Annotated in this window: 25 protein-coding genes; 16 read left to right on the top strand and 9 right to left on the bottom strand. The window is 71.1% G+C overall.

Translation table 11 applies throughout. The features are described 5' to 3' along the window. The first annotated feature begins 17 nt into the window (after positions 1-17). The 6 genes from BC793_RS04545 (at position 18) to BC793_RS04520 (ending at position 3,830) form a co-directional block, all read left to right on the top strand. On the top strand, positions 18-839 hold the full coding sequence (locus BC793_RS04545) for a DUF1206 domain-containing protein (RefSeq protein ID WP_109589488.1): 822 nt from the start codon (positions 18-20) through the stop codon (positions 837-839). A gap of 125 nt (positions 840-964) precedes the next feature. Beyond that, the gene (locus tag BC793_RS04540; RefSeq protein ID WP_109589486.1) at positions 965-2,152 is read left to right on the top strand and encodes a mechanosensitive ion channel family protein; all 1,188 of its coding nucleotides are present in this window, start codon (positions 965-967) and stop codon (positions 2,150-2,152) included. A 49-nt stretch (positions 2,153-2,201) separates the two neighbouring features. Next, entirely contained in the window at positions 2,202-2,636 is a 435-nt protein-coding gene (locus BC793_RS04535; RefSeq protein ID WP_109590321.1) for a phage holin family protein, read from the top strand. Continuing rightward, positions 2,633-2,998, top strand: coding sequence for a DUF3618 domain-containing protein (locus BC793_RS04530; protein ID WP_109589483.1), 366 nt, complete (start codon positions 2,633-2,635; stop codon positions 2,996-2,998). The genes BC793_RS04535 and BC793_RS04530 overlap by 4 nt, the downstream gene beginning before the upstream one ends. Further along, a complete protein-coding gene (locus BC793_RS04525) occupies positions 2,998-3,270 on the top strand; it encodes a DUF4235 domain-containing protein (RefSeq protein WP_109589480.1) in 273 nt (90 codons plus the stop codon). The genes BC793_RS04530 and BC793_RS04525 overlap by 1 nt, the downstream gene beginning before the upstream one ends. A gap of 356 nt (positions 3,271-3,626) precedes the next feature. After that, entirely contained in the window at positions 3,627-3,830 is a 204-nt protein-coding gene (locus tag BC793_RS04520) for a cold-shock protein (RefSeq protein ID WP_011905669.1), read from the top strand. A gap of 127 nt (positions 3,831-3,957) precedes the next feature. Here BC793_RS04520 and BC793_RS04515 read toward each other — a convergent pair whose 3' ends face one another. Together BC793_RS04515 and BC793_RS04510 are read right to left on the bottom strand one after the other, a co-directional pair. After that, entirely contained in the window at positions 3,958-4,188 is a 231-nt protein-coding gene (locus BC793_RS04515) for a hypothetical protein (RefSeq protein WP_109589478.1), read from the bottom strand. Beyond that, positions 4,182-5,159 (bottom strand): aldo/keto reductase, encoded by a 978-nt coding sequence (locus BC793_RS04510; protein ID WP_109589476.1) that lies wholly within the window; start codon positions 5,157-5,159, stop codon positions 4,182-4,184. The genes BC793_RS04515 and BC793_RS04510 overlap by 7 nt, the downstream gene beginning before the upstream one ends. Positions 5,160-5,223: 64 nt before the next feature. Here BC793_RS04510 and BC793_RS04505 point away from each other — a divergent pair, with 64 nt between their 5' ends. Continuing rightward, positions 5,224-5,967 (top strand): methyltransferase domain-containing protein, encoded by a 744-nt coding sequence (locus tag BC793_RS04505; protein WP_109589474.1) that lies wholly within the window; start codon positions 5,224-5,226, stop codon positions 5,965-5,967. A 13-nt stretch (positions 5,968-5,980) separates the two neighbouring features. Beyond that, positions 5,981-7,003 carry an adenosine deaminase gene (locus BC793_RS04500; RefSeq protein ID WP_109589471.1) on the top strand — a complete coding sequence of 341 codons (1,023 nt, stop codon included), beginning with the start codon at positions 5,981-5,983 and terminating at the stop codon, positions 7,001-7,003. Here BC793_RS04500 and BC793_RS50155 read toward each other — a convergent pair. The 4 genes from BC793_RS50155 to BC793_RS04485 all read right to left on the bottom strand — a co-directional run bounded on the left by BC793_RS50155 (position 6,994) and on the right by BC793_RS04485 (position 11,746). Further along, entirely contained in the window at positions 6,994-7,140 is a 147-nt protein-coding gene (locus BC793_RS50155) for a hypothetical protein (protein WP_170167196.1), read from the bottom strand. The two genes, BC793_RS04500 and BC793_RS50155, sit on opposite strands and share 10 nt — an antisense overlap. Before the next feature lie 15 nt (positions 7,141-7,155). Beyond that, a complete protein-coding gene (locus tag BC793_RS04495; protein WP_109589469.1) occupies positions 7,156-9,381 on the bottom strand; it encodes an RICIN domain-containing protein in 2,226 nt (741 codons plus the stop codon). A 251-nt stretch (positions 9,382-9,632) separates the two neighbouring features. Further along, positions 9,633-11,054 carry a HAMP domain-containing sensor histidine kinase gene (locus BC793_RS04490; protein ID WP_239170132.1) on the bottom strand — a complete coding sequence of 474 codons (1,422 nt, stop codon included), beginning with the start codon at positions 11,052-11,054 and terminating at the stop codon, positions 9,633-9,635. A gap of 2 nt (positions 11,055-11,056) precedes the next feature. Then, complete coding sequence (locus BC793_RS04485; RefSeq protein WP_043525920.1) at positions 11,057-11,746, bottom strand: response regulator transcription factor; 690 nt, start codon at positions 11,744-11,746, stop codon at positions 11,057-11,059. A 96-nt stretch (positions 11,747-11,842) separates the two neighbouring features. Between BC793_RS04485 and BC793_RS04480 the strand changes: the two genes are divergently transcribed. From BC793_RS04480 to BC793_RS04470, 3 genes are all read left to right on the top strand, one after another. Beyond that, the gene (locus tag BC793_RS04480) at positions 11,843-12,769 is read left to right on the top strand and encodes an ADP-ribosylglycohydrolase family protein (RefSeq protein WP_109589467.1); all 927 of its coding nucleotides are present in this window, start codon (positions 11,843-11,845) and stop codon (positions 12,767-12,769) included. Between the two features lie 38 nt (positions 12,770-12,807). Then, positions 12,808-14,805, top strand: a complete 1,998-nt coding sequence (gene thrS / locus BC793_RS04475) for a threonine--tRNA ligase (protein WP_203896282.1) — start codon at positions 12,808-12,810, stop codon at positions 14,803-14,805. Positions 14,806-14,872: 67 nt separating this feature from the next. Beyond that, positions 14,873-15,412 (top strand): HIT family protein, encoded by a 540-nt coding sequence (locus tag BC793_RS04470; RefSeq protein WP_239170133.1) that lies wholly within the window; start codon positions 14,873-14,875, stop codon positions 15,410-15,412. Here the strand turns inward: BC793_RS04470 and BC793_RS04465 are convergent. After that, complete coding sequence (locus BC793_RS04465; RefSeq protein WP_109589462.1) at positions 15,362-15,961, bottom strand: TetR/AcrR family transcriptional regulator; 600 nt, start codon at positions 15,959-15,961, stop codon at positions 15,362-15,364. The two genes, BC793_RS04470 and BC793_RS04465, sit on opposite strands and share 51 nt — an antisense overlap. Positions 15,962-16,014: 53 nt before the next feature. Here BC793_RS04465 and BC793_RS04460 point away from each other — a divergent pair, with 53 nt between their 5' ends. Continuing rightward, the gene (locus BC793_RS04460) at positions 16,015-17,187 is read left to right on the top strand and encodes an FAD-dependent monooxygenase (RefSeq protein WP_109589460.1); all 1,173 of its coding nucleotides are present in this window, start codon (positions 16,015-16,017) and stop codon (positions 17,185-17,187) included. Here BC793_RS04460 and BC793_RS04455 read toward each other — a convergent pair whose 3' ends face one another. Continuing rightward, positions 17,188-19,350 (bottom strand): elongation factor G-like protein EF-G2, encoded by a 2,163-nt coding sequence (locus BC793_RS04455; protein WP_109589458.1) that lies wholly within the window; start codon positions 19,348-19,350, stop codon positions 17,188-17,190. It lies immediately after the preceding gene. 176 nt (positions 19,351-19,526) lie between these two features. Here BC793_RS04455 and pgsA point away from each other — a divergent pair, with 176 nt between their 5' ends. From pgsA to BC793_RS04435, 4 genes are read left to right on the top strand one after another with little or no spacing between them, the layout of a single operon-like run. Further along, complete coding sequence (gene pgsA / locus BC793_RS04450; protein WP_109589455.1) at positions 19,527-20,147, top strand: phosphatidylinositol phosphate synthase; 621 nt, start codon at positions 19,527-19,529, stop codon at positions 20,145-20,147. Beyond that, positions 20,144-21,010, top strand: coding sequence for a phosphatidylinositol mannoside acyltransferase (locus BC793_RS04445; RefSeq protein ID WP_109589454.1), 867 nt, complete (start codon positions 20,144-20,146; stop codon positions 21,008-21,010). Before pgsA ends, BC793_RS04445 begins: the two co-directional genes overlap by 4 nt. A gap of 8 nt (positions 21,011-21,018) precedes the next feature. Beyond that, a complete protein-coding gene (locus BC793_RS04440) occupies positions 21,019-22,155 on the top strand; it encodes a glycosyltransferase family 4 protein (RefSeq protein WP_109589451.1) in 1,137 nt (378 codons plus the stop codon). Positions 22,156-22,185: 30 nt separating this feature from the next. Beyond that, positions 22,186-22,737, top strand: a complete 552-nt coding sequence (locus BC793_RS04435; RefSeq protein ID WP_109589448.1) for a hypothetical protein — start codon at positions 22,186-22,188, stop codon at positions 22,735-22,737. Between the two features lie 950 nt (positions 22,738-23,687). On the opposite strand, the gene pdxS is transcribed toward BC793_RS04435, so the two are convergent. Continuing rightward, positions 23,688-24,584 carry a pyridoxal 5'-phosphate synthase lyase subunit PdxS gene (pdxS, locus tag BC793_RS04430; RefSeq protein ID WP_109589446.1) on the bottom strand — a complete coding sequence of 299 codons (897 nt, stop codon included), beginning with the start codon at positions 24,582-24,584 and terminating at the stop codon, positions 23,688-23,690. Positions 24,585-24,702: the final 118 nt, after the last annotated feature.

Below are 24,702 nucleotides of genomic sequence, written 5' to 3'. Positions count from 1 at the left end.
TGGTCACATTGGGGGGCATGACCGCAGCCTCGAACGTCAAGCACACCGCGTCACGGGCCGCCGAGAGCAAGCCCCTGGAGCTTCTGGCCCGGGGCGGGTTCATCGGGTACGGCATCATCCACCTGCTCTTCGCCTGGATCGCGCTGCAGGTGGCCCTGGGCGGCTCCAACCAGGACAGTGACCAGTCCGGAGCCCTCCAGAGCATCGCCAAGCAGCCGTTCGGCAAGACGCTGCTGATCATCATCGCCGTCGGCCTGATCGCGATGGCGATCTGGCAGGCGTTCGAGGCCGCGATCGGCGAGAGCGGGCCGCGGGACCGCCGGGCCATGGCCGAGCGGATCCTCTCCGGCGCCCGCACCCTCCTCTACAGCTACCTCGCCTGGAACGCCATCAAGGTGGTCCAGGACGCCGGCTCCTCGATGGGTGACAGCAACGCGAGCGGCGCCTCCGGCCTGATGGCCTCCGAGAGCGGCCGCATCCTGGTCGGCGTGATCGGTCTCGTGGTGCTCGGCATCGGTGTCGGCATGGCGTACTACGGCTGGAAGAAGAAGTTCCTCCGTCACCTCAACACCCAGCAGATGCCGGCCGGCACCCGCCAGCCGATCGTCCGCCTGGGCATGGCCGGTTACATGGCCAAGGGCGTGGCGTACGCGATCGCCGGTCTCCTCGTGGTGATCGCCGCCGTCAACTACGCCCCGGAGCAGGCCCGTGGTCTGGACGCCGCTCTGAAGACGCTGGCCGGCTACTCCTGGGGTGTCTGGCTGCTGGTCCTGATCGCCGCCGGTATCGCCGCGTTCGGCGTCTACTGCCTCGCGCAGGCCAAGTACCGCAAGATCTGACACGGGACGGAACCCCGGCGGCGGATGTGAGCTATCTCCGACATCCGCCGCCACCGGTGTTTCCGTCCGCCCCCTCGGGCAAGGCTGGACGCCGGCCGTGACCACGCCCGTGGGAAGGAGATCAAGTGTCCAGCGTTGTGACAGCTCCGCTCGCCGTCGCCGCCGCGGCGGGGGCGGCGATCGTGTTCGTCGAGATAGTCCACTGGATCGTCAAACGGATCGGGCGCCGTTACCCGCTCGCCGCCGCCCTGGCCCGGACCATGCACCGGCCGTTCCTGGCGACCGTCACGCTGACCACGGTGCAGCAGGCCGTCCGGATCTGGGCCGGTGACTTCCACGGACGATCCGGTGTGGTGCACGCGCTGGTGCTGCTCTGCATAGCGGCCGCCGCCTGGCTGGTCGGCGCCACCCTGCTGGTGCTGGAGGACATGGCACTGGCCCGGTGGCGCACCGACGTGCCGGACAATCTGAAGAGCCGGCGGATCAAGACCCAGGTGGTGATGCTGCGCCGGGTCACCGTTGCCGCCATCGTGGTGCTGACCATCGGCGTCATGCTGATGACCTTCCCCGACATCCGGGCGCTCGGCGCCAGCGTGCTCGCCTCGGCCGGCGTGATCAGCGTGGTCGCCGCCCTGGCCGCGCAGAGCACCCTGGGTAACGTGTTCGCCGGCATCCAGCTGGCGTTCAGCGACGCGATCCGGGTCGACGACGTGGTCGTGGTGGAGCAGGAGTGGGGCCGGATCGAGGAGATCACCCTGACCTACGTGGTGCTGCAGATCTGGGACGACCGGCGGCTGATCCTGCCCACGTCGTACTTCACCACCAAGCCGTTCCAGAACTGGACGCGGACGTCGTCGGCGGTGCTCGGCACCGCCGAGATCGACGTGGACTGGGCCACCCCGATCGAGCCGGTGCGGGCCGAGCTGCGGCGTGTCTGTGAGGAGTCGGACCTGTGGAACGGCAAGGTCTGCGTGCTCCAGGTGACCGAGGCGGTCGACGGGCGGATCCGCCTGCGGGCCCTGGTCAGCGCGAACGACGCGGCGGCGCTGTGGGACCTGCGGTGCCTGGTCCGGGAGCGGCTGGTCGGCTGGATCTGGCAGCACCAGCGGGCCGCGGTGCCGCGGATGCGCGCCGAGGTCGAGCAGGCCGCGCCGGTGCCGGTCCAGCCGGTCCGCCGGCACCGGCCGGACACCGTCGCGGACGCCGATGCCGACTCGGACGCGGCCCGGGTCTTCAGCGGCGGGCTGGACGGTGAAGCCCGCGGAGTGGTGTTCGGAGGGCCCGTCCCGGTTGCGTCGGAGAGCAAGGATTGAGAGACCTCTGATCAGGGCATACCCCGGACACACGGAAAGGGGGGACATGATGGCCGATGTCGTGAACGGCGTTCCCGTCCGGCCGACCGCCGAGAGGTCGACCGCGGAGCTGGTGCAGCAGGCCAGTGAGCAACTGAGCCGTCTGGTCCGGGACGAGATCGCCCTGGCCAAGGCTGAGCTGGCAGAGAAGGGCAAACGGGCGGGTATCGGCGCCGGGCTGTTCGGTGGCGCCGGAGCGCTGGGGCTGTACGGGCTGGGCGCGGCGATCGCGACCGTGGTCATCGCCCTGGACCTGGTCCTACCGCTCTGGCTGGCCGCCCTGATCGTCACGGTGGTGCTCTTCGCGACCGCCGGCGTGCTCGCGCTGGTCGGCAAGAAGCAGTTCAGCCGGGCCGTCCCGCCGGAGCCGCTGGCCGCGATCGAGAGTGTCAAGGCCGATGTCGACGAAGTGAAACACGCGGTCAAGGAGCGTAGCCGGGCATGACAGAGACGAACGGATCCGCCGCGAAGCCGGACCTGGCGGCGCTGCGCGATGACATCAAGCAGACCCGCGCCGATCTGGGCGCGACGGTGCAGGCGCTGGCCGCGCGCGCGGATGTGAAGGCCCGCGCCCGTGAGCAGGTGCAGGAGACCAAGCAGCGGGTGCTGACCCAGGCCGCCGCGATGACCGGCCGGGTGCGCGAGGCCGCGGCCGGTGCGACCGACCGGGTTCGCGAGACCCCGCCGCGGGAACTGGCATATCAGGCCGGATCGCGGGTACGAGCCAATCCGATGCCCACGGTGCTGGTGGTCGCCGGACTGGCGGCACTGGCCGGGATCATCCTGATCGTCCGAGGGAGGCGCTGATGGCGGGCAAGTTTTCGAAAGTCGCACTGAAGCCGGTCAACGTGGCGCTCGGTTTCGCCGCCGGTGCGGCCGCTGGTTTCCTCTTCAAAGAGGTGTGGAAGCTGGTCGCCGGAGAGGACGACGCACCGGACGCCGGCGACCCGGATCGAAGCTGGGGCGAGATCCTCACCGCGGCCGCGTTGCAGGGCGCGATCTTCTCACTGGTGAAGGCTGCGGTCCACCGTGGGGGCGTGATCACCACCCACAAACTGACCGGCACGTGGCCCGACTAGATCATCTTCTGTATAGACAACTGTCTTGGCGGCCTCCCGCTTCGTACCGGACTCGTTCGGTAAGAAGTGGGGGGCCTTTTCCATATCGGTCACCCATTATTGGATTCCTTCGAGGGGCAGCTTTGCGGCCCGATTTTCGGGTACAGTGTGGCCAGTTTTTGCGTACGTGGTTCGCTAGCTTCTGCTGGGCCCACGGGACGCCGGCCCCATCCCGGGAGGGGCGCCAGGTGTCGCGAGGGCCGAGTGGACGGGACGTCCTCTGAAAGGCCGCCTCGCGGTACCGCTGCTCGAAAACGGTCATCGGCCCCGCGCTGCCGCGGTTGGGCGGGCCGGCATTTTCAGAAGGAGAGTTCAGCATGGCGCAAGGAACCGTGAAGTGGTTCAACGCAGACAAGGGCTTCGGCTTCATCACCGTCGACGGCGGGGGTGCTGACGTGTTCGTCCACTTCTCGGCCATCCAGACGAGCGGCTACCGCACTCTGGAGGAGAACCAGCGGGTCGAGTTCGAGATCGCCCAGGGCCAGAAGGGCCCCCAGGCGGAGCAGGTTCGCCCGCTCTGAGACCTTATCTAAACCGGTCGTGAGACCGGTCGCCGGCCGCCTGGCGGAGGCCGGCCCGACCGTGGCCCCGCACCCTCGTCACCGAGGTGCGGGGCCTCTTTCGTCGGTCCGCCCGCGCGGGTGGACCTCAGTGCTGTCCGCTGGAACGCCGGCGCATCCCCACGACGATCAATGCCAGTCCGACAACGATCAGCGCGCCGCCGACCGCCGCCCACACCGTCTGCCCGCTCATCAGACTGTCGCCCAGGTAATCCAAGCCCTGAAGCGTCCACACGCCACCGAGTACGACGGCGAGCAGACCGAGGGACATGGTGAGCCAGCCTCTCAACCGCGGTGGCTCGGTTTCATTGTTCACCATTTGTCGTGCACCTGTGGGCGAATCAACTCATCGTAGACCGCAGTGATCATTTCCCGGCTTTCCGGCGGGAGTGGCGTAAGGTCGGCCGCCGCCGCGTTCGCCCGTGCCTGTTCCGGGTTACGGGCACCCGGGATCACGGCCGTGACCCCCGGTTGATCGATGATCCAGCGGAGAGCGAATTGCGCCATCGTCGCGCCGGCCGGCACCAGCGGGCGCAGCCGGCCCACCGCCTCCAGGCCCACCCGGAAGTCCACACCGGAGAAGGTCTCGCCGACGTCGAACGCCTCGCCGTGCCGGTTGTAGTTGCGGTGGTCGTCGGCGCCGAACGTGGTGCTCTCGTCATAGCGCCCGGACAGCAGGCCACTGGCGAGCGGCACCCGGGCGATGATGCCCACCCCGGCCTCGGCGGCGGCCGGCAGCACCCGCTCCAGCGGCTTGAGCCGGAACGCGTTCAGGATGATCTGCACGCTGGCGACTCCGGGCCGGGCGATCGCGGCGAGTGCCTCGTCGACCTTCTCGACGCTCACGCCGTACGCCGCGATCCGCTTCTCCTCGACCAGCGTGTCGAGAGCGTCGTAGACCTCGTCCGAGCTGAAGACGGCGGTGGGCGGGCAGTGCAGCTGCACCAGGTCCAGCGTGTCCACGCCGAGGTTGGCCCGGGAGCGGTCGGTCCACGCCCGGAAGTTGTCCAGGTGGTAGTTGGCGGGCTCCTGGGGGAGCCGGCGGCCCATCTTGGTGAAGACGGTCAGGTCCGGGTGATCGGCGAGGAACGAGCCGATGATCTGCTCGCTGCGGCCGTCACCGTACACATCGGCGGTGTCGATGAAGGTGACCCCGGAGTCGACGGCGGCCTGGAGGGTGGCGTGCGCGTCGGCCTCGCTGACCTGCCCCCAGTCGGCACCGAGCTGCCAGGCACCGAGACCCACCACGCCGACGGTCCTGCCCAGCCTACGGAAGCTTCGTTTTTCCACCTCGTGACCCTACCGCTCAGCTGGTAACTTCAAACAAGACGTACGTACGGTTTAGGAGGTTGCCATGTGGGATCCCGCGATCTACCGCCGCTTCGGCGCCGAGCGCTCCCGTCCGTTCTTCGACCTCGTCGCCCGGATCGGTGCCGAGCGGCCCCGGGCCGTCACCGACCTGGGCTGCGGGCCCGGCGACCTGACCCGGACCCTCGCCGGGCGCTGGCCCGGCGCCCGGGTGACCGGGATCGACTCGTCCGCCGAGATGATCGCCAAAGCCGCCGCCGAGGCCGGCCCGGTCGAGTTCCGGCGCGGTGACATCGCCGGCTGGAGCCCGGAACCCGACGTCGACGTCGTCGTCACCAACGCCGCCCTCCAGTGGGTGCCGGGACACCGCGAGATGCTCGCCCGCTGGGTGCGGGAGCTCCCGCCCGGGGCCTGGCTCGCGATGCAGGTGCCGGGCAACTTCGACAGCCCCGGGCACCGGGCCGCCCGGGAGCTGTCGCCGGTCGGATTGCGGGCCGACCCCGTCTCCGACGCCGCCGGCTACGCGGAGACCCTGACCGCGGCCGGGGCGAGCGTGGACGCGTGGGAGACCACCTACCTGCACCTGCTGCCCTGGGAGACCGGACAGGAGCACCCGGTGCTGCGCTGGATGGAGGGGACCGCCCTGCGCCCGGTGCGCGCGGCCCTCGACGACGACGCGTGGGCCGCCTTCCGCGCCGAACTGGCCGAACGGATCATCGCCGACCATCCGGAGCGGCACGGCCTCGTGGCGTTCCCCTTCCGCCGTATCTTCGTGGTGGCCTCCATCTGACTAGGGAGAAATCTTGACCGACCTGACGTCGTTCATCGCCGGCCTGCCCAAGGCCGAGCTGCACGTCCACCACGTCGGCTCGGCGTCACCGCGGATCGTCGCCGAGCTGGCCGCCCGGCACGAGGGCAGTTCACCGGTGCCGGCCGATCCGGCGCTGCTCGCCGACTACTTCGCCTTCCGGGACTTCGCGCACTTCATCGAGATCTACCTGAGCGTCGTCGACCTGATCCGCGACGACGAGGACGTCCGGCTGCTCACCTACGAGATCGGCCGGGAGCTGGGCCGGCAGAACGTGCGGTATGCCGAGCTGACCGTCACGCCGTACTCCAGCGTGCGGCGGGGCATCGCGGCGAAGGCGTTCTGCGAGGCGATCGAGGACGCCCGGCTCGGTGCCGCCCGCGACTTCGGGGTGGACCTGCGCTGGTGCTTCGACATCCCGGGCGAGGCCGGGCTGCCCGCGGCCGAGCAGACGCTGCGGATCGCCCTGGACGAGCGACCCGACGGCCTGATCAGTTTCGGGCTGGGTGGGCCGGAGATCGGCGTGCCGCGGCCGCAGTTCAAGCCGTACTTCGACCAGGCCCGCGCCGCCGGGCTGCACAGCGTCCCGCACGCCGGCGAGACCACCGGGCCGGAGACCGTCTGGGACGCCCTGCGCGAACTGGGCGCCGAGCGCATCGGCCACGGCATCGCCGCCGCCCGCGACGAGCGGCTGATGGCCCACCTCGCCGAGCACCAGATCCCGCTGGAGGTGTGCCCCACGTCCAACCTGCGGACCCGGGCCGTCGCCGACATCGAGGAACACCCGCTCGCCACACTCGTGGCGGCCGGCGTCCCGGTCAGCGTCAACTCCGACGACCCGCCGATGTTCGGCACCACCCTGGAGCGGGAGTACGCCACCGCGGCCCGGCTGCTGAAGCTGGACGAGGACGGCGTCGCGGACCTGGCCCGCGCCGCCGTACGGCACAGCTTCCAGCCGGCGGCCGGCAAGAGCGTCCTGATCGCCGAGATCGACGCCTACCGGGCGGCTCAGGGGTAGAGCGGGTCCTGCCAGCAGGCGACCATCGTCAGGGTGCCGATGGTGAGAATCGTCAACCATCGCACCACTCGTCGCCGGGTGAACCGGGCCGGATTGTCGTCCGGCTCGGTCTGCGGCCTACTCAGCACATCGGGCATCGCTTTCTTCTCCCGTCAGTCCGGCACAGCAGTCCAGCTCTGGTGCCGCTGCTCGGTGTCCTCCTGCAGTACCAGCACGCGTTGCGTGCCGAAGCGCTGTGCGCCCACCCCGATCACCAGATCGCCGGTGGTGGCGCGGATCGTGAAGCCGTACGCCGACTCCCGCAACGTCCACCGGCCGGCCGTACCGGCCTGGCAGTCGCCCTGCACCAGCGGTGCCCCGGCGACCGCGCGGCCGCCGAGCGGGACCGCGCACCGGTTGCTCGCCTTCGACACCAGCGAGTAGCTGTTGTTGCCGGCCGGCACCAGCTGCCACTGCTGCTGGGTGCCGCCCTCGTCGCTGCCGAGGGTGACCGGTGTGCCGTCGGTGGAGCGGGCCGCGTACAGGTCGGCGGCGCCGCCGGTCAGCGAGTTGGTCAGCACGAACCACGAGTTCTGCACCGGGCGGGCCGCCGGCGCCGTCGCCGCGGTGCCCTTGGCGAGGTAGCCGCGCTTGCGGTTGCGGACCTCGACCCGGTATTTCGCATCCGGCCGGAGCCCGATCAGGCGGGCCCGGGTGGCGCGGGTGGTGGCCACCGGCTCGCCGTCGACGAGGACCTCGTAGTCGGTGTCCTTCGCGGCGGCGCTCCAGATCAGCCGGACCGAACCGCTCGTCGCCTCGCGGATCTCCAGCACCGCCTGCACACCGTCGTTGGTGACACCGGGGGGTGCCCCGAGACCGTCGCTGTCGCCGGTGCCGGGCGCGGGAGTGGTGTCCGGCCGGTGCTGCGCGACCGGGGTCACCGCCACCACCGGCGGCGTCGTCGAGGCACCCGGGTCCGGGATGGCCGGAGCACTCACCGAGGCGCTCGGGCTCGGCGAGGTGCCGGCGCTCCCGTCCGGAGCCGGTGCACTCGCCGCCGGGCCGGCCGGCGACGGCCTCGCCGACGGGGGCGTGGCCGACGGGCCCTGGTCGGGCACCGCGGCACCCGGCACGTCGGGGATGTCGTCGCCACCGTCGCTGCGCAGCAGGAACTCGCTCAGCGCCACGTTCCAGTGGGTGGCCAGGTAGCTGCCGGGCTCCGGGTTGGTGCTGAAGTAGTCGTCGTGACCGCAGTCGAGGCGGTTGTCGTTCTTCTTCGGGCACACGTTCTTCACCGGCTTGCCGGTCCGGTCCTTGCCGCACAGCAGGTCGTACTCGTCCAGGCAGCTGCCCGCGCCGGTCGCGTTCGGCGAGTCGGACAGCACCGCGCCGAGCGCGTGGGTCAGCTGGTGGGCGGCCATCGCGGCACTCCAGCAGCCGGCATCGACCCGGGAGTACGACGGGCCGCCGTTGTTGCGGTTGCCGCGGATGGGACGGGTGTCGTTGACGTAGGTGGAGATGCCGCAGTAGAGCTTCGTGTCGGCGAACATCAGGTACTTGCGGTCGGCGCGGTTGTAGCCGAGGCTCCGCAGCGCGTCGATGGTGGAGGCGAACGAGCGCAGCGAACCGTCCGGCAGCTGCACCTCGGCCACGTCGGGCCGGCACTCCGGCGTCGTCACGTACCGGATGTGGCGCGATCCGCCGGTCTCCCCGGCGCTCGCGTCGTAGATCTCGTCCACCCCGGCCGCCCAGGTGCGGAACGAGTTGAGGAACATGCCGTACCGGCTGGCCGACGCCGACTCGTGCAGGTAGAGCAGCTGCACCCGCTTGCCGGTGCGGCCGTCGCCGGCGCAGGCCACGTCGTCCGGGCCGAGGATGAAGTCGGCCTGGCCGGGTGCGGCGTCCGGGACCAGGGCCGGCGCGTCCGCGGTGATCGCGCTGCCACCCAGGTCGCGGGCGATCTCGGCGTCGCCGGGAACCCCACCGGTCTCCCGGCGGACCACGGTCACCTCGTCACTGCCTGCGGTCACCGGGGCGACGTCACGGCGTACCGCGAGACCGTCCGGCGCCGGGTCGGGGCCGTGCGTGCAGGTCTCCTCGAACACCAGGTACGCCCCGGCGCAGACCGAGCCGGACGCGGCCAGTTTCAGGCCGCTGTAGACGAGTCCCTGCTCGGGGGCGTCGGTGGGCAGCGCGGTCAGCGCGTAGTCGTCCTCCGACGGACCGTAGTTGATCACGCTGGGGCCGACCACGCCGCCGACGCCGAGCAGCGCCAGGCCGAGGGCTACCGGAAGGAGCCGGAAGGTAGCGGAGCGTGTCTGTGGTGGTTTCGGGGTTCCCGCCGCGCGGCGCCGTCCAGGCGGCGACCCGCGGAACGTCGGCCGGCGATGCGCGGACACGGCGTCTCCTTGTCGAGCGGGTTGGCGGTGGGAGGGGTCCATGGGGTGACCGCCTCCCACCGCGCGCTGGCTTCGCGAATCGCGGCGATGGGGACGCGCTGCGGGTTGCGATCCGGGAAGCCGGATGGGATCGAACGGAACACTGCCAGCCTGCGCGGAGAAGGGGAACCTTCTTAAAGCAGATATAAGCAAGCGCTGTGTCTTCCGGGGGACACGGTCCTCGATGGGGTCGCGGCGATGGAAGCCCTTGCTCATTCCCGTCCTCGTTGCCAGCGTCGTCGTCCCGGGTCGCGGTCGCGTGTCGGCCGGCCCCGCCCGACCAGGCCGAACCGGCTCGGTTGTTTCGGGGTGGCGTCCGCGTCGGTCAGCATCATCACCACGCTCGCCCCACCCATCACGGCCCGGTCCAGACTCACCGAGCCGCCGGTAGCCTGAGCCACCCGGCGGGCGATGTCCAGTCCCAATCCGGTGGAACCCTGCTGGCTCTGGCCGCGGCGCAGCGCCTTCTCGGGGTCCGGGATGCCCGGGCCGGCGTCGTCGATGCGCAGCGCCACCCAGCCGTCACGGCGGGAGAGCGCCACCTCGAACGCGGTGCCCTGTGGGGTGTAGCGGAAGACGTTGCCCAGCACCGCGTCCAGCGCGGCGGCCAGCTCGGCGCGGGCCACCGGCACCGGGATGCGCAGATGCGCACCGACCACCCGGTACTGCCGGTCCTGGTCGGAGGCGAGCGCCGACCAGAACATCATCCGTTCCCGGACGACCTCGCTGGCGTCGCAGAGCCCGTCCTCCGGCTCGGCGGCGACCCGGTCCGCGACGGCCTGCCGGGTGGTGTTGATCAGGTGGTTGACCTCGTCCTCCAGGGTGGTGATCGCGGTCCGGATGCGCCGGATGCCGCGACGGCGGTCCACCTCGTCGGCGGTGAGGTCGATGATCTGGGTGTCGTCCGGGTCGAGTGCCTCGGCGTCCAGGCGCAGGGCGGTCAGCGGCGTCCGCAGCCGGTGCGACAGGTCGGCGACCAGCTCCCGCTCGTCGGTCCGCGAGGTCACCAGCCGGTCGGCCATCCGGTTGAAGGCGTAACCGGCCTCGGCCAGTTCCCGGGGGCCGGACGGCTGGATGCGCATCTCCAGGTCACCGTCACCGACCGCGAGCGCGGCGTCGACCAGGTTGCGGGCCGAGCCGACGGCGCCGCGGGCCAGCCGGTCCACCACCACGACGGCGCCGCCGACCAGCACCACGGCCAGGCCGAGCAGCAGCCACCAGTCCCGCGCGGTGTGGTGGTTCAGCTCGGCGTCCGGCACGAAGGCCTCGATCACCAGGGTCTTGCCGCCGGCGGTCACCGGCTGGAGCCGGACCGTTCCGCCGTCGACGTCCTCGACGGTCGGTTCGGATGCGACCGCGGCCCGGTCGATCAGCCCGGCGTCGGCCCGGCCCCCGGAGGAGGGCGCCAGGCCCGGCGTGTGCACGACCGGTGCGCCCCCGGCCGCGGCGATCGCGGCGGCGACACCCTTCTCACCGGCGCCGGCCGCGATCGCGCCGGCCACCGTCGAGGTGCGCTGCGCGGCGGTGGCCAGCGCGGCGTCCCGGTGGTCGTTGCGCAGCTCCCAGCCGAGCGGGAGCAGGAAGACGAGCGCGGCGACGGCGGTCGTGGCGGCGGTGGTGTACGCCAGCCGCAACCTCAGTCCGGCGCCACCAACCGGAATCCGACCCCCCGCACGGTGCGCAGGTAGCGGGGCTTCGCCGCGGACTCGCCCAGTTTCCGGCGAAGCCAGTACAAATGCACGTCGATGGTCTGGTCCTCGCCGACCGATGGCTGTCGCCATACCTCCTCCAACAGCTCGCGACGGGAAACCACTCGGCCCGGACGGGCGGCGAGGTAGGCCAGCAGGTCGAACTCCTTGCGGGTCAGCGCCAGCGGCTGATCGCCGAGGGTGGCGCTGCGCTCGCCGACGTCGACCCGCAACTCGCCCACCTCGTGGACGGCGGGCTGTGCGGCGCGGCTGGCCCGGCCGACACGGCGCAGCACGGTGGCTATCCGGGCGTCCAGATGGGCGCCGGTGAACGGCTTCACCATGTAGTCGTCGGCGCCGGCCCGCAGCAGCCGCACGACGGTCTGCTCGTCGTCGCGGGCGGTGGCGATGATGATCGGCACGTCGGTGATGCCGCGGAGCATGCGCAGCGCGTCCGACCCGTCCAGGTCGGGCAGCCCCAGGTCCAGAACGACCAGGTCGGGCGTCTCGGCGGCGACCCGCCGGAGCGCTTCCAGTGCGGTGCCGACGGCGTGCACGGCGTGCCCCCGGTCGGCGAGCGAACGGAGCATGGCGCCGCGCACGACATGATCGTCTTCGACGAGCAACACCGTGGCCATGCGAAGACCGTAGCGTCCCCGGCGAGGAGAACCTAAAGGGTGATCGAACGAGAGTCTTTGATGACGCTCAGTGATGGAATACGATCCGAAGTACCGATGTCATTCACACTTTTCCCCGGTACCCGCCGCACCCTGGCCCTGGAGAGTCTCGCCGGCCTCAGCGTCGGTGACGCCCTCGGAGCGCAGTACTTCGTGCCCGGCATCAAGCCCGCCGACCTCCTCGACGCCCGTGTCCCGGAGCCGCCCTGGGAGTGGACCGACGACACCGAACAGGCCTGCTGCCTGGTCGCCACCCTCGCCGAGGGCGACTTCGACCGGGACGCCTTCGCCGCGCTGCTGGCCGACCGGTTCGAGCCCTACCGCGGTTACGGCCCGGGCGCGGTCGTCATGCTCCGCGAGATCCGCGAGGGTCTGCCCTGGCCGATCGCCGCCGCCGCGGCGTTCAACGGGCAGGGCTCCTGCGGCAACGGCGCGGCGATGCGTGCGGCACCGCTGGGCGCCTGGCATGCGGACTCCCTGGCCCACGCGGCGACGCAGGGGGTACGCGCGGCCGAGGTCACCCACGCGCACCCGGAGGGCATCGCCGGTGGCGTGGCGGTCTCGGTGGCCGCCGCGTACGCCGCCGCCGCCCGCCTCAACGGGCACCGGCCCGACCCCGGCCGGTTGCTGCTCGCCGCCGCGGCGCACACCGCCCCGAGCGTGGTCCGCGACGGGCTCACCACGTCCGTGCGCGGAGGTGTCGCCGAGGCGGCCGAGCGGCTGGGCAACGGCGGCCAGGCGACCGCGCAGGACACCGTGCCGTTCGCGCTCTGGGTCGCCGACCGGTATCTGGACGACTTCCCGGCGGCCGTCGCGGCGTGCGTCGTGGCCGGCGGGGACGTCGACACCACCGCGGCGATCGCCGGGGGAGTGGTGGCGGCGTACACCGGGCTCGACGGCATCCCGGGCGACTGGCTCGCCCACCGCGAACCGCTCCCGGCGTGGCTGGCCGCCGCGAGCGGGGACCAATCCGCAGGCGGATAGCATCAGGGCGTCTCGTCACCGTCTGAATGGAGATCACCGTGTCTGCACCCCGTACACCCGTCGTGGCCGACCCTCTAGTCGTCCCGGCCGGGACTACGGCGGCCGACGCGGTGGCCGCCGCCGGACTCCCCGCCCACGGGCCGAAGGCGGTCGTCGTGGTCCGTGAGGCCGACGGCCGGCTGCGTGACCTGGCCTGGGCGCCGGCCGCCGACACCGAGGTGACCCCGGTCGCGATGGACACCCCGGACGGGCTCGACGTGCTGCGCCACTCCGCCGCCCACGTGCTGGCGCAGGCCGTGCAGGACGTGTTCCCGGAGGCGAAGCTGGGCATCGGCCCGCCGATCCGGGACGGGTTCTACTACGACTTCGACGTCGAGAAGCCGTTCCAGCCGGACGACCTGGCCCGGCTCGAGAAGCGGATGCAGGAGATCGTCAAGGCCGGCCAGACCTTCCACCGCCGGGAGTACGGCACGCTCGACGAGGCCAAGGCCGAGCTGAAGGACGAGCCGTTCAAGCTCGAACTGGTCGACATCAAGGGCGACGTGGACGAGGAGGCCGCCGCGGTCGGTGCGGGCGAGCTGACCCACTACGACAACCTCGACAAGGACGGCAACCGCGTCTGGGGCGACCTGTGCCGCGGCCCGCACCTGCCGTCGACCCGGCTGATCCCGGCGTTCAAGCTGATGCGCTCGGCGGCCGCCTACTGGCGTGGTTCGGAGAAGAACCCGCAGCTGCAGCGGGTCTACGGCACCGCGTGGCCGTCCCGGGACGAGCTGAAGGCGTATCTGACCCGGCTCGCCGAGGCCGAGCGCCGCGATCACCGCAAGCTCGGCACCGAGCTGGACCTCTTCTCCTTCCCCGACGAGATCGGCTCCGGCCTGGTGGTCTTCCACCCCAAGGGCGGTGTGATCAAGCGCGAGATGGAGGACTACGTCCGCGCCCGGCACATCGAGGAGGGCTTCCAGTACGTCGGGTCGCCGCACATCACCAAGGAGGGCCTGTTCCACACCTCGGGCCACCTGCCGTACTACAAGGACACGATGTTCCCCCCGATGGAGCTGGAGGGGGCGAACTACTACCTCAAGGCGATGAACTGCCCGATGCACAACCTGATCTTCAGGTCGCGCGGGCGGTCCTACCGTGAGCTGCCGATGCGCCTGTTCGAGTTCGGCACGGTGTACCGCTACGAGAAGTCCGGCGTGGTGCACGGCCTGACCCGGGTGCGCGGCCTGACCCAGGACGACTCGCACTCGTACGTCACCGCCGAGCAGGCCCCGGCCGAGATCAAGCACCTGCTGAACTTCGTGCGCTCGCTGCTGGACGACTTCGGCCTGGACGACTACTACCTGGAGCTGTCGACCCGCGACCCGGACAGCTCCAAGTTCATCGGTACGGACGAGCAGTGGGAGAAGGCCACCAAGGTCCTGGAGGACGTCGCCACCGAGTCCGGCCTGGAGCTGGTCCTCGACCCGGGCGGCGCGGCCTTCTACGGCCCGAAGATCAGTGTCCAGGCCAAGGACGCGATCGGGCGTACGTGGCAGATGTCGACCATCCAGTACGACTTCAACCAGCCCGCCGGGTTCGGTCTGGAGTACCAGGCGGCCGACGGCAGCCGCCAGGAGCCGGTGATGATCCACTCGGCGAAGTTCGGCTCGATCGAGCGGTTCTTCGGCGTGCTGGTCGAGCACTACGCGGGCGCGTTCCCGGCGTGGCTCGCCCCGGTGCAGGTGGTCGGCATCCCGATCCGCGACGACCACGCCGACTATCTGGCCGGGTTCGTCGACAAGCTGAAGAAGGCCGGCATCCGCGCCGAGGTGGACTACTCCACCGACCGCATGCAGAAGAAGATCCGTACCGCGCAGCAGCAGAAGATCCCGTTCATGGCGATCGCCGGCGACGACGACGTCAACGGCGGCACCGTGTCGTTCCGCTACCGGGACGGCTCGCAGCGCAACGGTGTCTCGATCGACGAGGCCGTCGCGCACGTCGTCGAGGTGGTCCGCTCCCGGACCAACGCCGGGCCGTCGGCCGCCTGATCCAGCGATGTGCCCCGCGGCCGGTTCCCACCCCGGGAAACCGGCCGCGGCCGCATAGGATGCGATCGTGGACCAACGGGCGGGCGCGGGTGATCCGGACGGGCTGGAGCGGCTCTGGACGCCGTACCGATTGGCCTACGTCTCCGGGGAGGACCGGCCCGAGGGCGGTTACGAGAGACCGGCGGGCTGCCCGTTCTGCCTGGCCCCGTCCCTGCCCGAGGCGGAGACGCTGGTGGTGGCCCGGGGCGAGTCGGTCTTCGCGCTGCTCAACCTGTATCCGTACAACCCCGGCCACCTGATGGTCTGCCCCTACCGGCACGTGGCCGACTACACCGACCTGACCGAGGCGGAGACCGTCGAGGTGGCGGCCTTCACCCGCACCGCGATGCGGGTGATGCGCACGGTCAGCAGCCCGCACGGTTTCAACCTCGGTATGAACCAGGGCGCGATCGCGGGGGCCGGTATCGCCGCCCACCTGCACCAGCACATCGTGCCGCGGTGGGGTGGCGACGCCAACTTCATGCCGGTGATCGGCATGACCAAGGTGCTGCCGCAGCTACTCTTCGACACCCGTGATCTGCTGACCAAGGCCTGGCCCGCCGCCTAACGCCCGGATTCCGGCGACGATCTGCTCCGCGGACGGGGCGGTCGCCGGGTCGGTCAGCCACTGGGTGAGCACCCCGGACATCAGGGCCATCTGCACCGCGCCCAGCGAGGCGACGGTCTCGGCGTCGATCTGATCCTCGGGGATCCCGGTGAGCAGCGCCGCCATGCCGGATCGCCCGGCCCGCATACCGCCGGCCAACTGCTCGCGCAGCGCCGGGTTGTGCTCGGCCTGGAGCATCACCTCGATGCTGGCGAGCCAGAGCGGCCGGTCGGTCTGTATGGAGCGGATCACCCGCCGCCAGAAACGCAGCATCGGATCGCCGGAGTCGCTGCCGGGCTCGCCCAGTGCCCGGCCGAGCGCGTCACCCCACTCCTCTATCGCGCTGAGCATCGCGGCGGTCATCAGTGCGTCGGTGGAGCCGTAGTGGTAGCCGATCGACCCCAGGTTGGTGCCGGACAGCGCCACGATGTCGCGTGCCGTGGTCCGGGCGTACCCCTTCTCCAGCAGCGCCTTCTTGGCGCCTCGCAGCAGCTCCTCGCGATGACCCATGGTCGCGATCCTAACTTCTATACAAACGTATAAGACGTTTGTATAGTAAGCGCATGACGAACTTACGGGTACTGATCTCCGGCGCCGGCATCGGCGGCCCGGCTCTCGCCTTCTGGCTGGCCGGGCGAGGTTTCCAGGTCACTGTCGTGGAGCGCGCCCCGGCACTGCGCGAGGCGGGCTACAAGGTGGACGTGCGCGGCTCGGCCACCGCGGTGCTGCGCCGGATGGGCCTGCTCGCCGCCGCCCGGGCCGCCGACACCGGCATGCGGCGGATCACCTACGTCAAGCGCAACGGCGGCCCGATCGCCACCCTCCCCGCCGACGTGCTGATGGGCCGCCGCGGCGACGACCTGGAGATCATGCGGTGGGACCTGAGCCGCATCCTGCACGACGCCACCGCCGACCGGGTGGAGTATGTGTTCGGCGACGCCATCGCCACCCTCGACGACGGGCCGGACGGTGTCGGCGTCACCTTCGAGAGCGGCGCGGCCCGGCGGTTCGACCACGTGGTCGGCGCGGACGGGCTGCACTCGGCGACCCGGCGGATGGTGATGGGCGAGACCCCGCTGCGCCACCTCGGGTCCTACATCGCCGTCTACACCGTGCCCAACCTGCTCGGCATCGAGCGCGAGGAGGTGATGTACTCCCGGCCCGGGCGGCTCGTCTTCGCCTACGCGATGGACCGGGACCAGCCGGCCCGGGTCGGCCTGACCTTCGCCTCGCCCCCGCTCGACTACGACCGGCGCGACGTCGCCGCCCAGAAGGCGCTGGTCCGGGCGGCGTTCGACGGCCAGGGGTGGCGGGTCGGCGACTTCCTGTCCGCGATGGACGGCGCGCCCGACTTCTACTTCGACGCGATGAGCCAGGTCGAGCTGCCGCGCTGGTCCTCCGGGCGGGTCGCGCTGCTCGGCGACGCCGCCCACTGCCCGGCACCCGCCTCCGGGCAGGGCACCAGTCTGGCGCTGGTCGGGGCGTACGTGCTCGGCCGGCACCTCGGCACGCCGGGCGGCCTGGACGCCTACGAGCGCGAGATGCGGCCGTACACGGAGAAGAACCTCGCCTTCGGCCGCAAGATGGCCGCGGACATGGTGCCCGGCGGCCGCCTCAGCATCGCGTTCCGTAACTACGGCATGCGGACCCTCAAGTACCACCCGCGTAAAGAGCAGATGATCGACAGGATCCTCGCGCCCATGCACGAGGCGGCCAACGCCATCACGATCCCGTGATCACCGTGCCGCGGCGTGCTCCTTGCGGGCCGCCTCGGCCAGATGCGGCGGCATCGGCTCGTGCCGGACGTAACGCCGGGTGAACGTGCCGGTGCCCGAGGTGAGGGCGCGCAGTTCCACCACGTACCGGACCAGCTCGATCGCCGGGACCTCGGCGCGCACCGTGCTCGCCTCGCCGGTCCCCCCGGACTCGCTGCCCATCGGGCGGCCGCGCCGGCCGGAGAGATCGCTCATCACCGCACCGACGAACATCTCCGGCACCCGGACCTCGATCTCGTCCACCGGCTCCAGCAGGGTGACCGAACCCTGCTCGGCCGCGGCACGCAGGGCCAGCGCGCCGGCCGTCTGGAAGGCGGCGTCCGACGAGTCGACGCTGTGCGCCTTGCCGTCGTAGAGCGTCACCTTCAGATCCACCACCGGGTAACCGGCCACGATGCCCTTCTCCAGCTGGGCCCGGACACCCTTCTCCACCGACGGGATGTAGTTGTGCGGCACCGCGCCACCGACCACCTTGTCCACGAACACGAAACCCTCACCGCGTGGCAGCGGCTCGATCTCGATGTCGCAGACCGCGTACTGGCCGTGGCCGCCGGACTGCTTGACGTGCCGGCCGTGGCCCTTCGCCGTCGAGCCGAACGTCTCCCGCAGCGCCACCTTCACCGGCTCGGTGTCCAGCTCCACACCACCGGAGCGGAGCCGGTCGAGGACCACGTCGGCGTGCGACTCGCCCATCGTCCAGAGCACCTGCTGATGGGTCTCCGGGTTGCGCTCCAGGCGCAGCGTCGGGTCGCCGGCGACCAGCCGGGCCAGGTTCTTGGCGAGGGCGTCCTCGTCGGAGCGGGACCTGGCCACCACGGCGATCGGCAGCAGCGGCTCCGGCATCGTCCACGGCGCCATCAACAGCGGATCGTCCCGGCCGGACAGGGTGTCGCCGGTCTCCGCACTGCCGGACTTGGTGATCGCGCAGATGTCACCGGCGATCGCCTGCGGCACCTCGCGCAGCTGCGCGCCGAGCGGGCAGTAGACGTGCGCGACCCGCTCGTCGGCGTCGTGGTCGGGGTGACCGCGCCCGGCCATGCCGTGCCCGGAGACGTGCAGGGTCAGGTCCGGCCGCAGTGTGCCGGAGAAGACCCGGACCAGTGACACCCGGCCGACGTGCCGGTCGATCGTGGTGCGCACCACCTCGGCCACCAGCGGGCCGGACGGGTCGCAGGTGAGCGGGGAACGTGGCGAGCCGTCCACCCCGGTGACCACCGGCAGGTCGTGCTCCAGCGGTGACGGGAAACCGCTGACCAGCAGGTCGAGCAGGGCGTCCAGACCGACGGCGGTGTACGCGCAGACCGGGATGACGGGGTAGAAGTTGCCCCGCGCGACGGCCTTCTCCAGATCCGGGATGAGCGCCTCGGTGCTGATCAGCTCGCCGCCGACGTAGCGGTCCATGAGGGTCTCGTCCTCGCTCTCGGCGATGATGCCCTCGATCAGCGTGTTCCGGTCGTCGGCGATCGGGTTCAGATGCTGCGGCTCGGCCTCCCGGGCGACCGGCGGATAACCCTCCGAGTAGTCCAGCACCCGCAACGTGACCAGGCCGAGCAGGCCGGCCACCGACTGACCGTCGTCACCGAGCATCGGTTGGAAGACCGGCAGTACGTTGTCGCCGAACGCCTCCTGACAGTCCTGGAGCGCCTGCTCGTAGTCGGCCCGCGGATGGTCCAGCCGGGTGATCGCGACGGCGCGCGGCATGCCGACCGCGGCGCACTCCTCCCACAGCGCGACGGTGGAATCGTCCACACCGTCGACCGCCGACACCACGAACAGCGCCGCGTCCGCGGCCCGCAGACCGGCCCGCAGCTCACCGACGAAGTCGGCGAAACCGGGCGTGTCCAACAAGTTGATCTTCACATCGCCGTGCAGCAGGGGCGCGCAGGCCAGCGCCACCGAACGCTGCTGCCGGACCGCCGCCGGATCGTGGTCGGTCACCGTGGTGCCGTCCGCCACACCACCGGCCCGCGGGATCGTCCCGGTCGCGGCGAGCAGCGCCTCGACGAGGGTCGTCTTCCCGGAACCGGAGTGGCCCACCAGCACCACGTTGCGAACTCTGCCGGGCTCGGTCACCACCGGCGCACCGGCACCGGCTAGCCCTTTCTCCGAAGTCTTCTGCGCCATGCCGAGCGCTCCCGTCGTTTCCTCTTTGTTACGCCGCTGTTGTCTGAATCCCACACCCGGCGCGGTAGCGGTCGCAAGGACCCTCAGCCCTGCAAAGGTGCCGGATGGTGACGATACGGCCAACCGGGGGCCGGGCCGTACCGCCGCTGGTCGCGCGCCGTTATGGTGGGACAGCCATGGCTAAGATCGTTCAAACAACGGCCCGTGCCGTCGTCTCGTACGGCGTCAACCCGCTCGCCCGTTTCCTGCTCCGGATCGGCGTGTCACCCAACGCGGTCACCGTCGCCGGCACCGTCGGTGTGCTGATCGGCTCATACTTCGGGTCGCAAGGCCACCTCTTCTGGGGCACCGTGATCGTAACCGCGTTCGCGCTCACCGACGTGCTCGACGGCACAATGGCCCGGATGCGGGGCGGGTCCGGGAAGTTCGGGGCCCTCCTCGACTCCTCCATGGACCGGATCGCCGACGGCGCCGTGTTCGGGGCCGTCGTCTACTACCTGGCGACCGAGGGCAACCCGTACGGCGGAGTGGTCGCGGCGCTGATCAGCCTCGTCTTCGGCCAGGTCGTGTCGTATGTGAAGGCCCGCGCCGAGAGCCTCGGCCTGAACGCCGACGTCGGCATCGCCGAGCGCCTGGAACGGCTGCTCATCGTCGGTGCCGGCGGACTGCTCGGCGCGGCCGGCCAGGAGTGGGGCCTGCCCGCGGCGCTGTGGGTGCTCGCCGCCCTCGCCGTGATCACCGCCTTCCAGCGCCTGATCCACGCCGCCCGGACCGAACCGAAGGTGCCCGCCAAGTGAAGGACCGTCTGATCGACCTCGGCTACTCGGCCGGGTGGGCGATCGTGCGCGCGCTGCCGCTGCCGATCGCGACGCGACTGTTCCGGGCCGGTGCCGACCGGGCGTACAAGGGGAACGGGCCGGCCACCCAGCGGCTGCGCCGTAACCTGCGCCAGGTCGTCGGCGAGGACATGCCGGACACTCTGGTCCGGGACGGGCTGCGGTCGTACGCCCGGTACTGGATGGAGGCGTTCCGCCTGCCGTCCCAGAACCGCGCGCAGTTCCTCGACGGGTTCTTCATGGTCCCGGAGAGCTACCAGCAGCTGAAGGCGGCCGTCGCCGACGGTGACGGCGTGGTCCTGGCGCTGCCGCACGCGGGCAACTGGGACGCCGCCGGCGCCTGGGTGACCTCGCACGACTGGCCGCTGATCACGGTCGCCGAGCGACTCAAGCCCGAGGCCCTCTACAAGCGGTTCCTGGCCTACCGGGAAACGCTCGGCATGCACATCCTCCCCCTCACCGGAGGGCCCCGCCCGCCTCTCGACGTGCTCGCCGAGCACCTCCAGAAGGGCTGGGTGGTGCCGCTGCTCGGCGACCGCGACCTGTCCCGCTCCGGGGTCGAGGTGACCTTCTTCGGCGGAAAGACGCGGATGCCCGCCGGGCCGGCGATCCTGGCCATCCGTACCGGCGCGCCGCTCTTCGCGGTCGACCTGTGGTTCGACGAGAAACGCACGATGGCCCGGATGCGCAAGGTCGTCCCGCCCACCGACGGGCCCCTCGACGAACGGGTCAGGAAGACGACCCAGATGCTCGCCGACGCGTACGCGGCCGGCATCGCCGACCATCCGCAGGACTGGCACATGCTCCAGAAGCTCTGGCTCTAGGAGGCTCGGTGCGGATCGGGATCGTCTCGCCCTACTCCTTCGACGTCCCGGGCGGTGTGCAGAACCACATCATGGACCTGGCCGAGGCCCTGCTCGAAATCGGTCACGAGGTCAGCGTCCTGGCGCCCGCCGACGACGACGCCGAACATCCCGCCTACGTGGTGCCGGCCGGCCGGGCCGTGCCCCTGCCGTACAACGGCTCGGTCGCCCGGATCTCGTTCGGCCCACTCTCCACCGCCCGGGTCCGGCGCTGGCTCAAACAGGGTGAGTTCGACGTGCTCCACGTGCACGAGCCGTTCTCACCCAGCCTGTCCTTCCTGGCCGTGCTTTCCGCCCGCGGCCCGGTCGTCGCCACCTTCCACACCGCGATGACCCGCTCCCGGGCGCTCGCCGGCCTCCAGAACTTCCTCCAGCCGGTGATGGAGAAGATCACCGCGCGCATCGCGGTCAGCGAACTCGCCCGCAAGGTCCAGGTCGAACACCTCGGCGGCGGTGCGGTCGAGATCCCCAACGGCGTCGCGGTCCGCAAGTTCGCCTCGGCTGCGCCCTTGCCCGGATGGCCCGGCGACGGCGGCACCCTCGGTTTCCTCGGCCGCTTCACCGAGCCCCGCAAAGGCTTCCCCCTGTTGCGTACGGCCTACGTGACGCTCGCCCGGGAGCGCCCCGGTCTGCGGCTGCTCGTGGCCGGGCCCGGCGACCGTGACGAGCTCTACGACGACATCCCGAAGGAACTCCACGACCGGGTGGAGTTCCTCGGCCTGGTCTCCGAACCGGACAAGGCGCGGATGCTGCGCAGCGTCGACGTCTACGTCGCCCCGAACACCGGCGGCGAGAGCTTCGGCATGATCCTCACCGAGGCGATGGCGGCCGGCGCCACGATCGCCGCCAGCGACCTCGACGCGTTCCGCCGGGTCCTCGACGGCGGCCGTGCCGGAGCCCTCTTCCCCAACGGTGACCAGGCATCTCTCACCCGGCTGCTGGGGGAACTGCTGGATGATCCGGCACGCCGGGCCGGCCTGGCATCGTGCGCCCGGCTCGCGGTCGGCGCGTTCGACTGGCCGAGTGTGGCCAACCGGGTGCTCGAGGTCTACGCCACCGCCATCGAGGCGACCGACGGAAGAGTTTTCGACGACGAGTGGTCCTGACCACTGGTGCGGTAAAGCTTGGGCACTACGATGCCCGGCATGTGGTGGGTGGTGGGAGTCGTCGTGCTGGCCGCGATCTTCTCGGCGTACCTCGGCTGGACCGCCCAACGGGTGGAGCGTCTGCACACGCGGGCGCAGTCGGCCGAGCGCGCCCTGGACGCGCATCTGATGCGCCGGGCGGCGGCCGCGGCGGTCGTCGCCGAACAGGCTGAAACGGTCGAGCTCTACGCCGCGGCGCGGCTCGCACTCGACGCCGAACCGGGCGAACGCGAGTCCGCCGAGAACGACCTCACCCGCCAGCTCCAGGCCGTCACCCTCGACCCGGCCGACCCGGCGGCGCGCACCCTGATCGCCACCAGCCGGCGGGCCGTCCTGGCCCGGCAGGTGCACACCGATCTGGTACGCGACGCGCTGAGCGCCCGCCGCCGCCTCTTCGTCCGGCTGCTCCGCCTGGCCCGGCACCACCCCCGCCCGGAGTACTTCGACATCGTCGAGCCCTTCCTCCCGGAGGCCCCCCTGATCCCGGCGGTCCCGGTCCCCGCCGCCCCAGCCGAGGACGTCCTGCCCGCCCAGGCCGTCTGACCCCACCTCCCGCCCCGGGGTCGTCTTCCTCCAGGGTGGCCGGGGCGCTCAGGGGTACTTGCGGGCTTCGGGGTTCTTATGGGCTTTCGGGCTTTTAGGCGACTGCTGGGTACTTTCGGGGCGGTCGGGGGTGCTTTCGAGGCGGCCATGACTGTTGTTGCGGTGGTCGGTGCCGGTCGCCGTCGGCGATTGTTGCTTGCCAGCGCCGGGATGCGGTGCGTGCGGTGGTCAACGCCCGTCTTCGGTCGGCGGTTGGTCGGCGTTCAGTTCGGCGACCGGTATCGGCAGCACGACGGGCAACGGCGGCGAGCGCACACGATGGCGGCTTGTGTGCGCCGGTCACCGCCATGACATGGATCAGCGCCCACGATCCGAGGATCGTGCGCGTCTGTCGTCGTAATAGCACTGATCAGCGCACACGTTCCCTGATTGTGTGCGCCGACCCTCGTTCAGGGCTTCGCAACCAACACCGGCGCAACTGCCGCTCGGCCGGGAGCAGCTGCGGAGGGTGGGCGGCTTCGACAACCGATACCCGGCGCGGTGGGCGCTGGCCGGGAGCGGCTGCGCACGGTGGGTGGCGTCGACGACCGGTACCGGCGCGGTGGGGCGCTGGCCAGCAGGGGCTACGGACGGTGGGTGGCGTTGCGGGCGCGGCGTGGTGGGCCGCCGGCGACCGTGGACGGCCCCGACAACCGGCACCGGACGCGGGCAGGCGGCCGGCGATCAGGGCGGTGACAACCGCCGGAAGACGGGACTGCCCCCGGTCGGTGAGTGGGCAACCAGCCCGGCGCCCGCGCTACGGCGGTGAGGGGGCACCCCGTCGCGGTGTGGTCCGGGACGGCGATCGGTGCGTCTGGGGACCCTTGTCCCGTACCCGAGGAGGAAGAACCGGACGGTGCGGAGAGACCGAAGGCCCCGCCGGAGCGGGGCCCTCAGGGTGACGCCGTCGGTTACCAGCCGCGCTCGGAGAGGCGGTGCGGGACCGGCTCGTCGTCGACGTTGATGCCGACCATGGCCTCGCCGAGGCCGCGGGAGACCTTGGCGATCACGTCGGGGTCGTCGTGGAAGGTGGTGGCCTTGACGATCGCGGCGGCGCGCTGGGCAGGGTTGCCGGACTTGAAGATGCCGGAGCCGACGAACACGCCCTCGGCGCCGAGCTGCATCATCATCGCCGCGTCGGCCGGGGTGGCGATGCCGCCCGCGGTGAACAGAACGACCGGCAGTTTGCCCGCCTCGGCGACCTCCTTGACCAGGTCGTACGGCGCCTGCAGTTCCTTGGCGGCGACGTACAGCTCGTCCTCCGGCAGCGTCTGGAGGCGGCGCAGCTCGGCGCGGATCTTCCGCATGTGGGTGGTGGCGTTGGAGACGTCGCCGGTGCCGGCCTCGCCCTTCGAGCGGATCATGGCGGCGCCCTCGGTGATGCGGCGCAGCGCCTCGCCCAGGTTGGTGGCGCCGCAGACGAACGGCACGGTGAACTGCCATTTGTCGATGTGGTTGGCGAAGTCGGCCGGGGACAGCACCTCGGACTCGTCGACGTAGTCGACGCCGAGCGACTGGAGGACCTGGGCCTCGACGAAGTGGCCGATCCGGGCCTTGGCCATCACCGGGATGGAGACCGTGTTGATGATGTTCTCGATCATGTCGGGGTCGGACATCCGGGAGATGCCGCCCTGCGCCCGGATGTCGGCCGGGACGCGTTCCAGTGCCATGACCGCGACGGCACCCGCGTCCTCGGCGATCTTCGCCTGCTCGGCGTTGACCACGTCCATGATCACGCCGCCCTTGAGCATCTCCGCCATGCCGCGCTTGACGCGGGCGGTTCCGACGGCGGGCTGGTTCTCAGACATGGGGATTCGGCTCCTCGTGCGGGTTATCGGATGTTCCGGATACTACGAACTCGCAGCGTGCGCTCCGATAGCCAATCGGCTCCCCGGTGGCCTGCTTTACCTCGTCCGGCCGCGGCTT

Origin of the sequence: Actinoplanes xinjiangensis (assembly GCF_003148685.1) — a bacterium.
Classification (GTDB): Bacteria; Actinomycetota; Actinomycetes; order Mycobacteriales; family Micromonosporaceae; genus Actinoplanes; species Actinoplanes xinjiangensis.
This window is presented reverse-complemented; position numbering and strand designations above follow the sequence as displayed.

Excerpts from the sequence above, each read along its gene's own strand:
- BC793_RS04505 (WP_109589474.1), top strand. The coding sequence starts at position 5,224 with ATGTGGGATCCCGCGATCTACCGCCGCTTCGGCGCCGAGCGCTCCCGT.
- BC793_RS04460 (WP_109589460.1), top strand. The coding sequence starts at position 16,015 with ATGACGAACTTACGGGTACTGATCTCCGGCGCCGGCATCGGCGGCCCG.
- BC793_RS04545 (WP_109589488.1), top strand. The coding sequence starts at position 18 with ATGACCGCAGCCTCGAACGTCAAGCACACCGCGTCACGGGCCGCCGAG.
- BC793_RS04480 (WP_109589467.1), top strand. The coding sequence starts at position 11,843 with ATGTCATTCACACTTTTCCCCGGTACCCGCCGCACCCTGGCCCTGGAG.
- BC793_RS04535 (WP_109590321.1), top strand. The coding sequence starts at position 2,202 with ATGGCCGATGTCGTGAACGGCGTTCCCGTCCGGCCGACCGCCGAGAGG.
- BC793_RS04455 (WP_109589458.1), bottom strand. The coding sequence starts at position 19,350 with ATGGCGCAGAAGACTTCGGAGAAAGGGCTAGCCGGTGCCGGTGCGCCG.
- BC793_RS04515 (WP_109589478.1), bottom strand. The coding sequence starts at position 4,188 with ATGGTGAACAATGAAACCGAGCCACCGCGGTTGAGAGGCTGGCTCACC.
- pdxS (WP_109589446.1), bottom strand. The coding sequence starts at position 24,584 with ATGTCTGAGAACCAGCCCGCCGTCGGAACCGCCCGCGTCAAGCGCGGC.
- BC793_RS04530 (WP_109589483.1), top strand. The coding sequence starts at position 2,633 with ATGACAGAGACGAACGGATCCGCCGCGAAGCCGGACCTGGCGGCGCTG.
- BC793_RS04520 (WP_011905669.1), top strand. The coding sequence starts at position 3,627 with ATGGCGCAAGGAACCGTGAAGTGGTTCAACGCAGACAAGGGCTTCGGC.
- pgsA (WP_109589455.1), top strand. The coding sequence starts at position 19,527 with ATGGCTAAGATCGTTCAAACAACGGCCCGTGCCGTCGTCTCGTACGGC.
- BC793_RS04485 (WP_043525920.1), bottom strand. The coding sequence starts at position 11,746 with ATGGCCACGGTGTTGCTCGTCGAAGACGATCATGTCGTGCGCGGCGCC.
- BC793_RS04435 (WP_109589448.1), top strand. The coding sequence starts at position 22,186 with ATGCCCGGCATGTGGTGGGTGGTGGGAGTCGTCGTGCTGGCCGCGATC.
- BC793_RS04525 (WP_109589480.1), top strand. The coding sequence starts at position 2,998 with ATGGCGGGCAAGTTTTCGAAAGTCGCACTGAAGCCGGTCAACGTGGCG.
- BC793_RS50155 (WP_170167196.1), bottom strand. The coding sequence starts at position 7,140 with ATGCCCGATGTGCTGAGTAGGCCGCAGACCGAGCCGGACGACAATCCG.
- BC793_RS04465 (WP_109589462.1), bottom strand. The coding sequence starts at position 15,961 with ATGGGTCATCGCGAGGAGCTGCTGCGAGGCGCCAAGAAGGCGCTGCTG.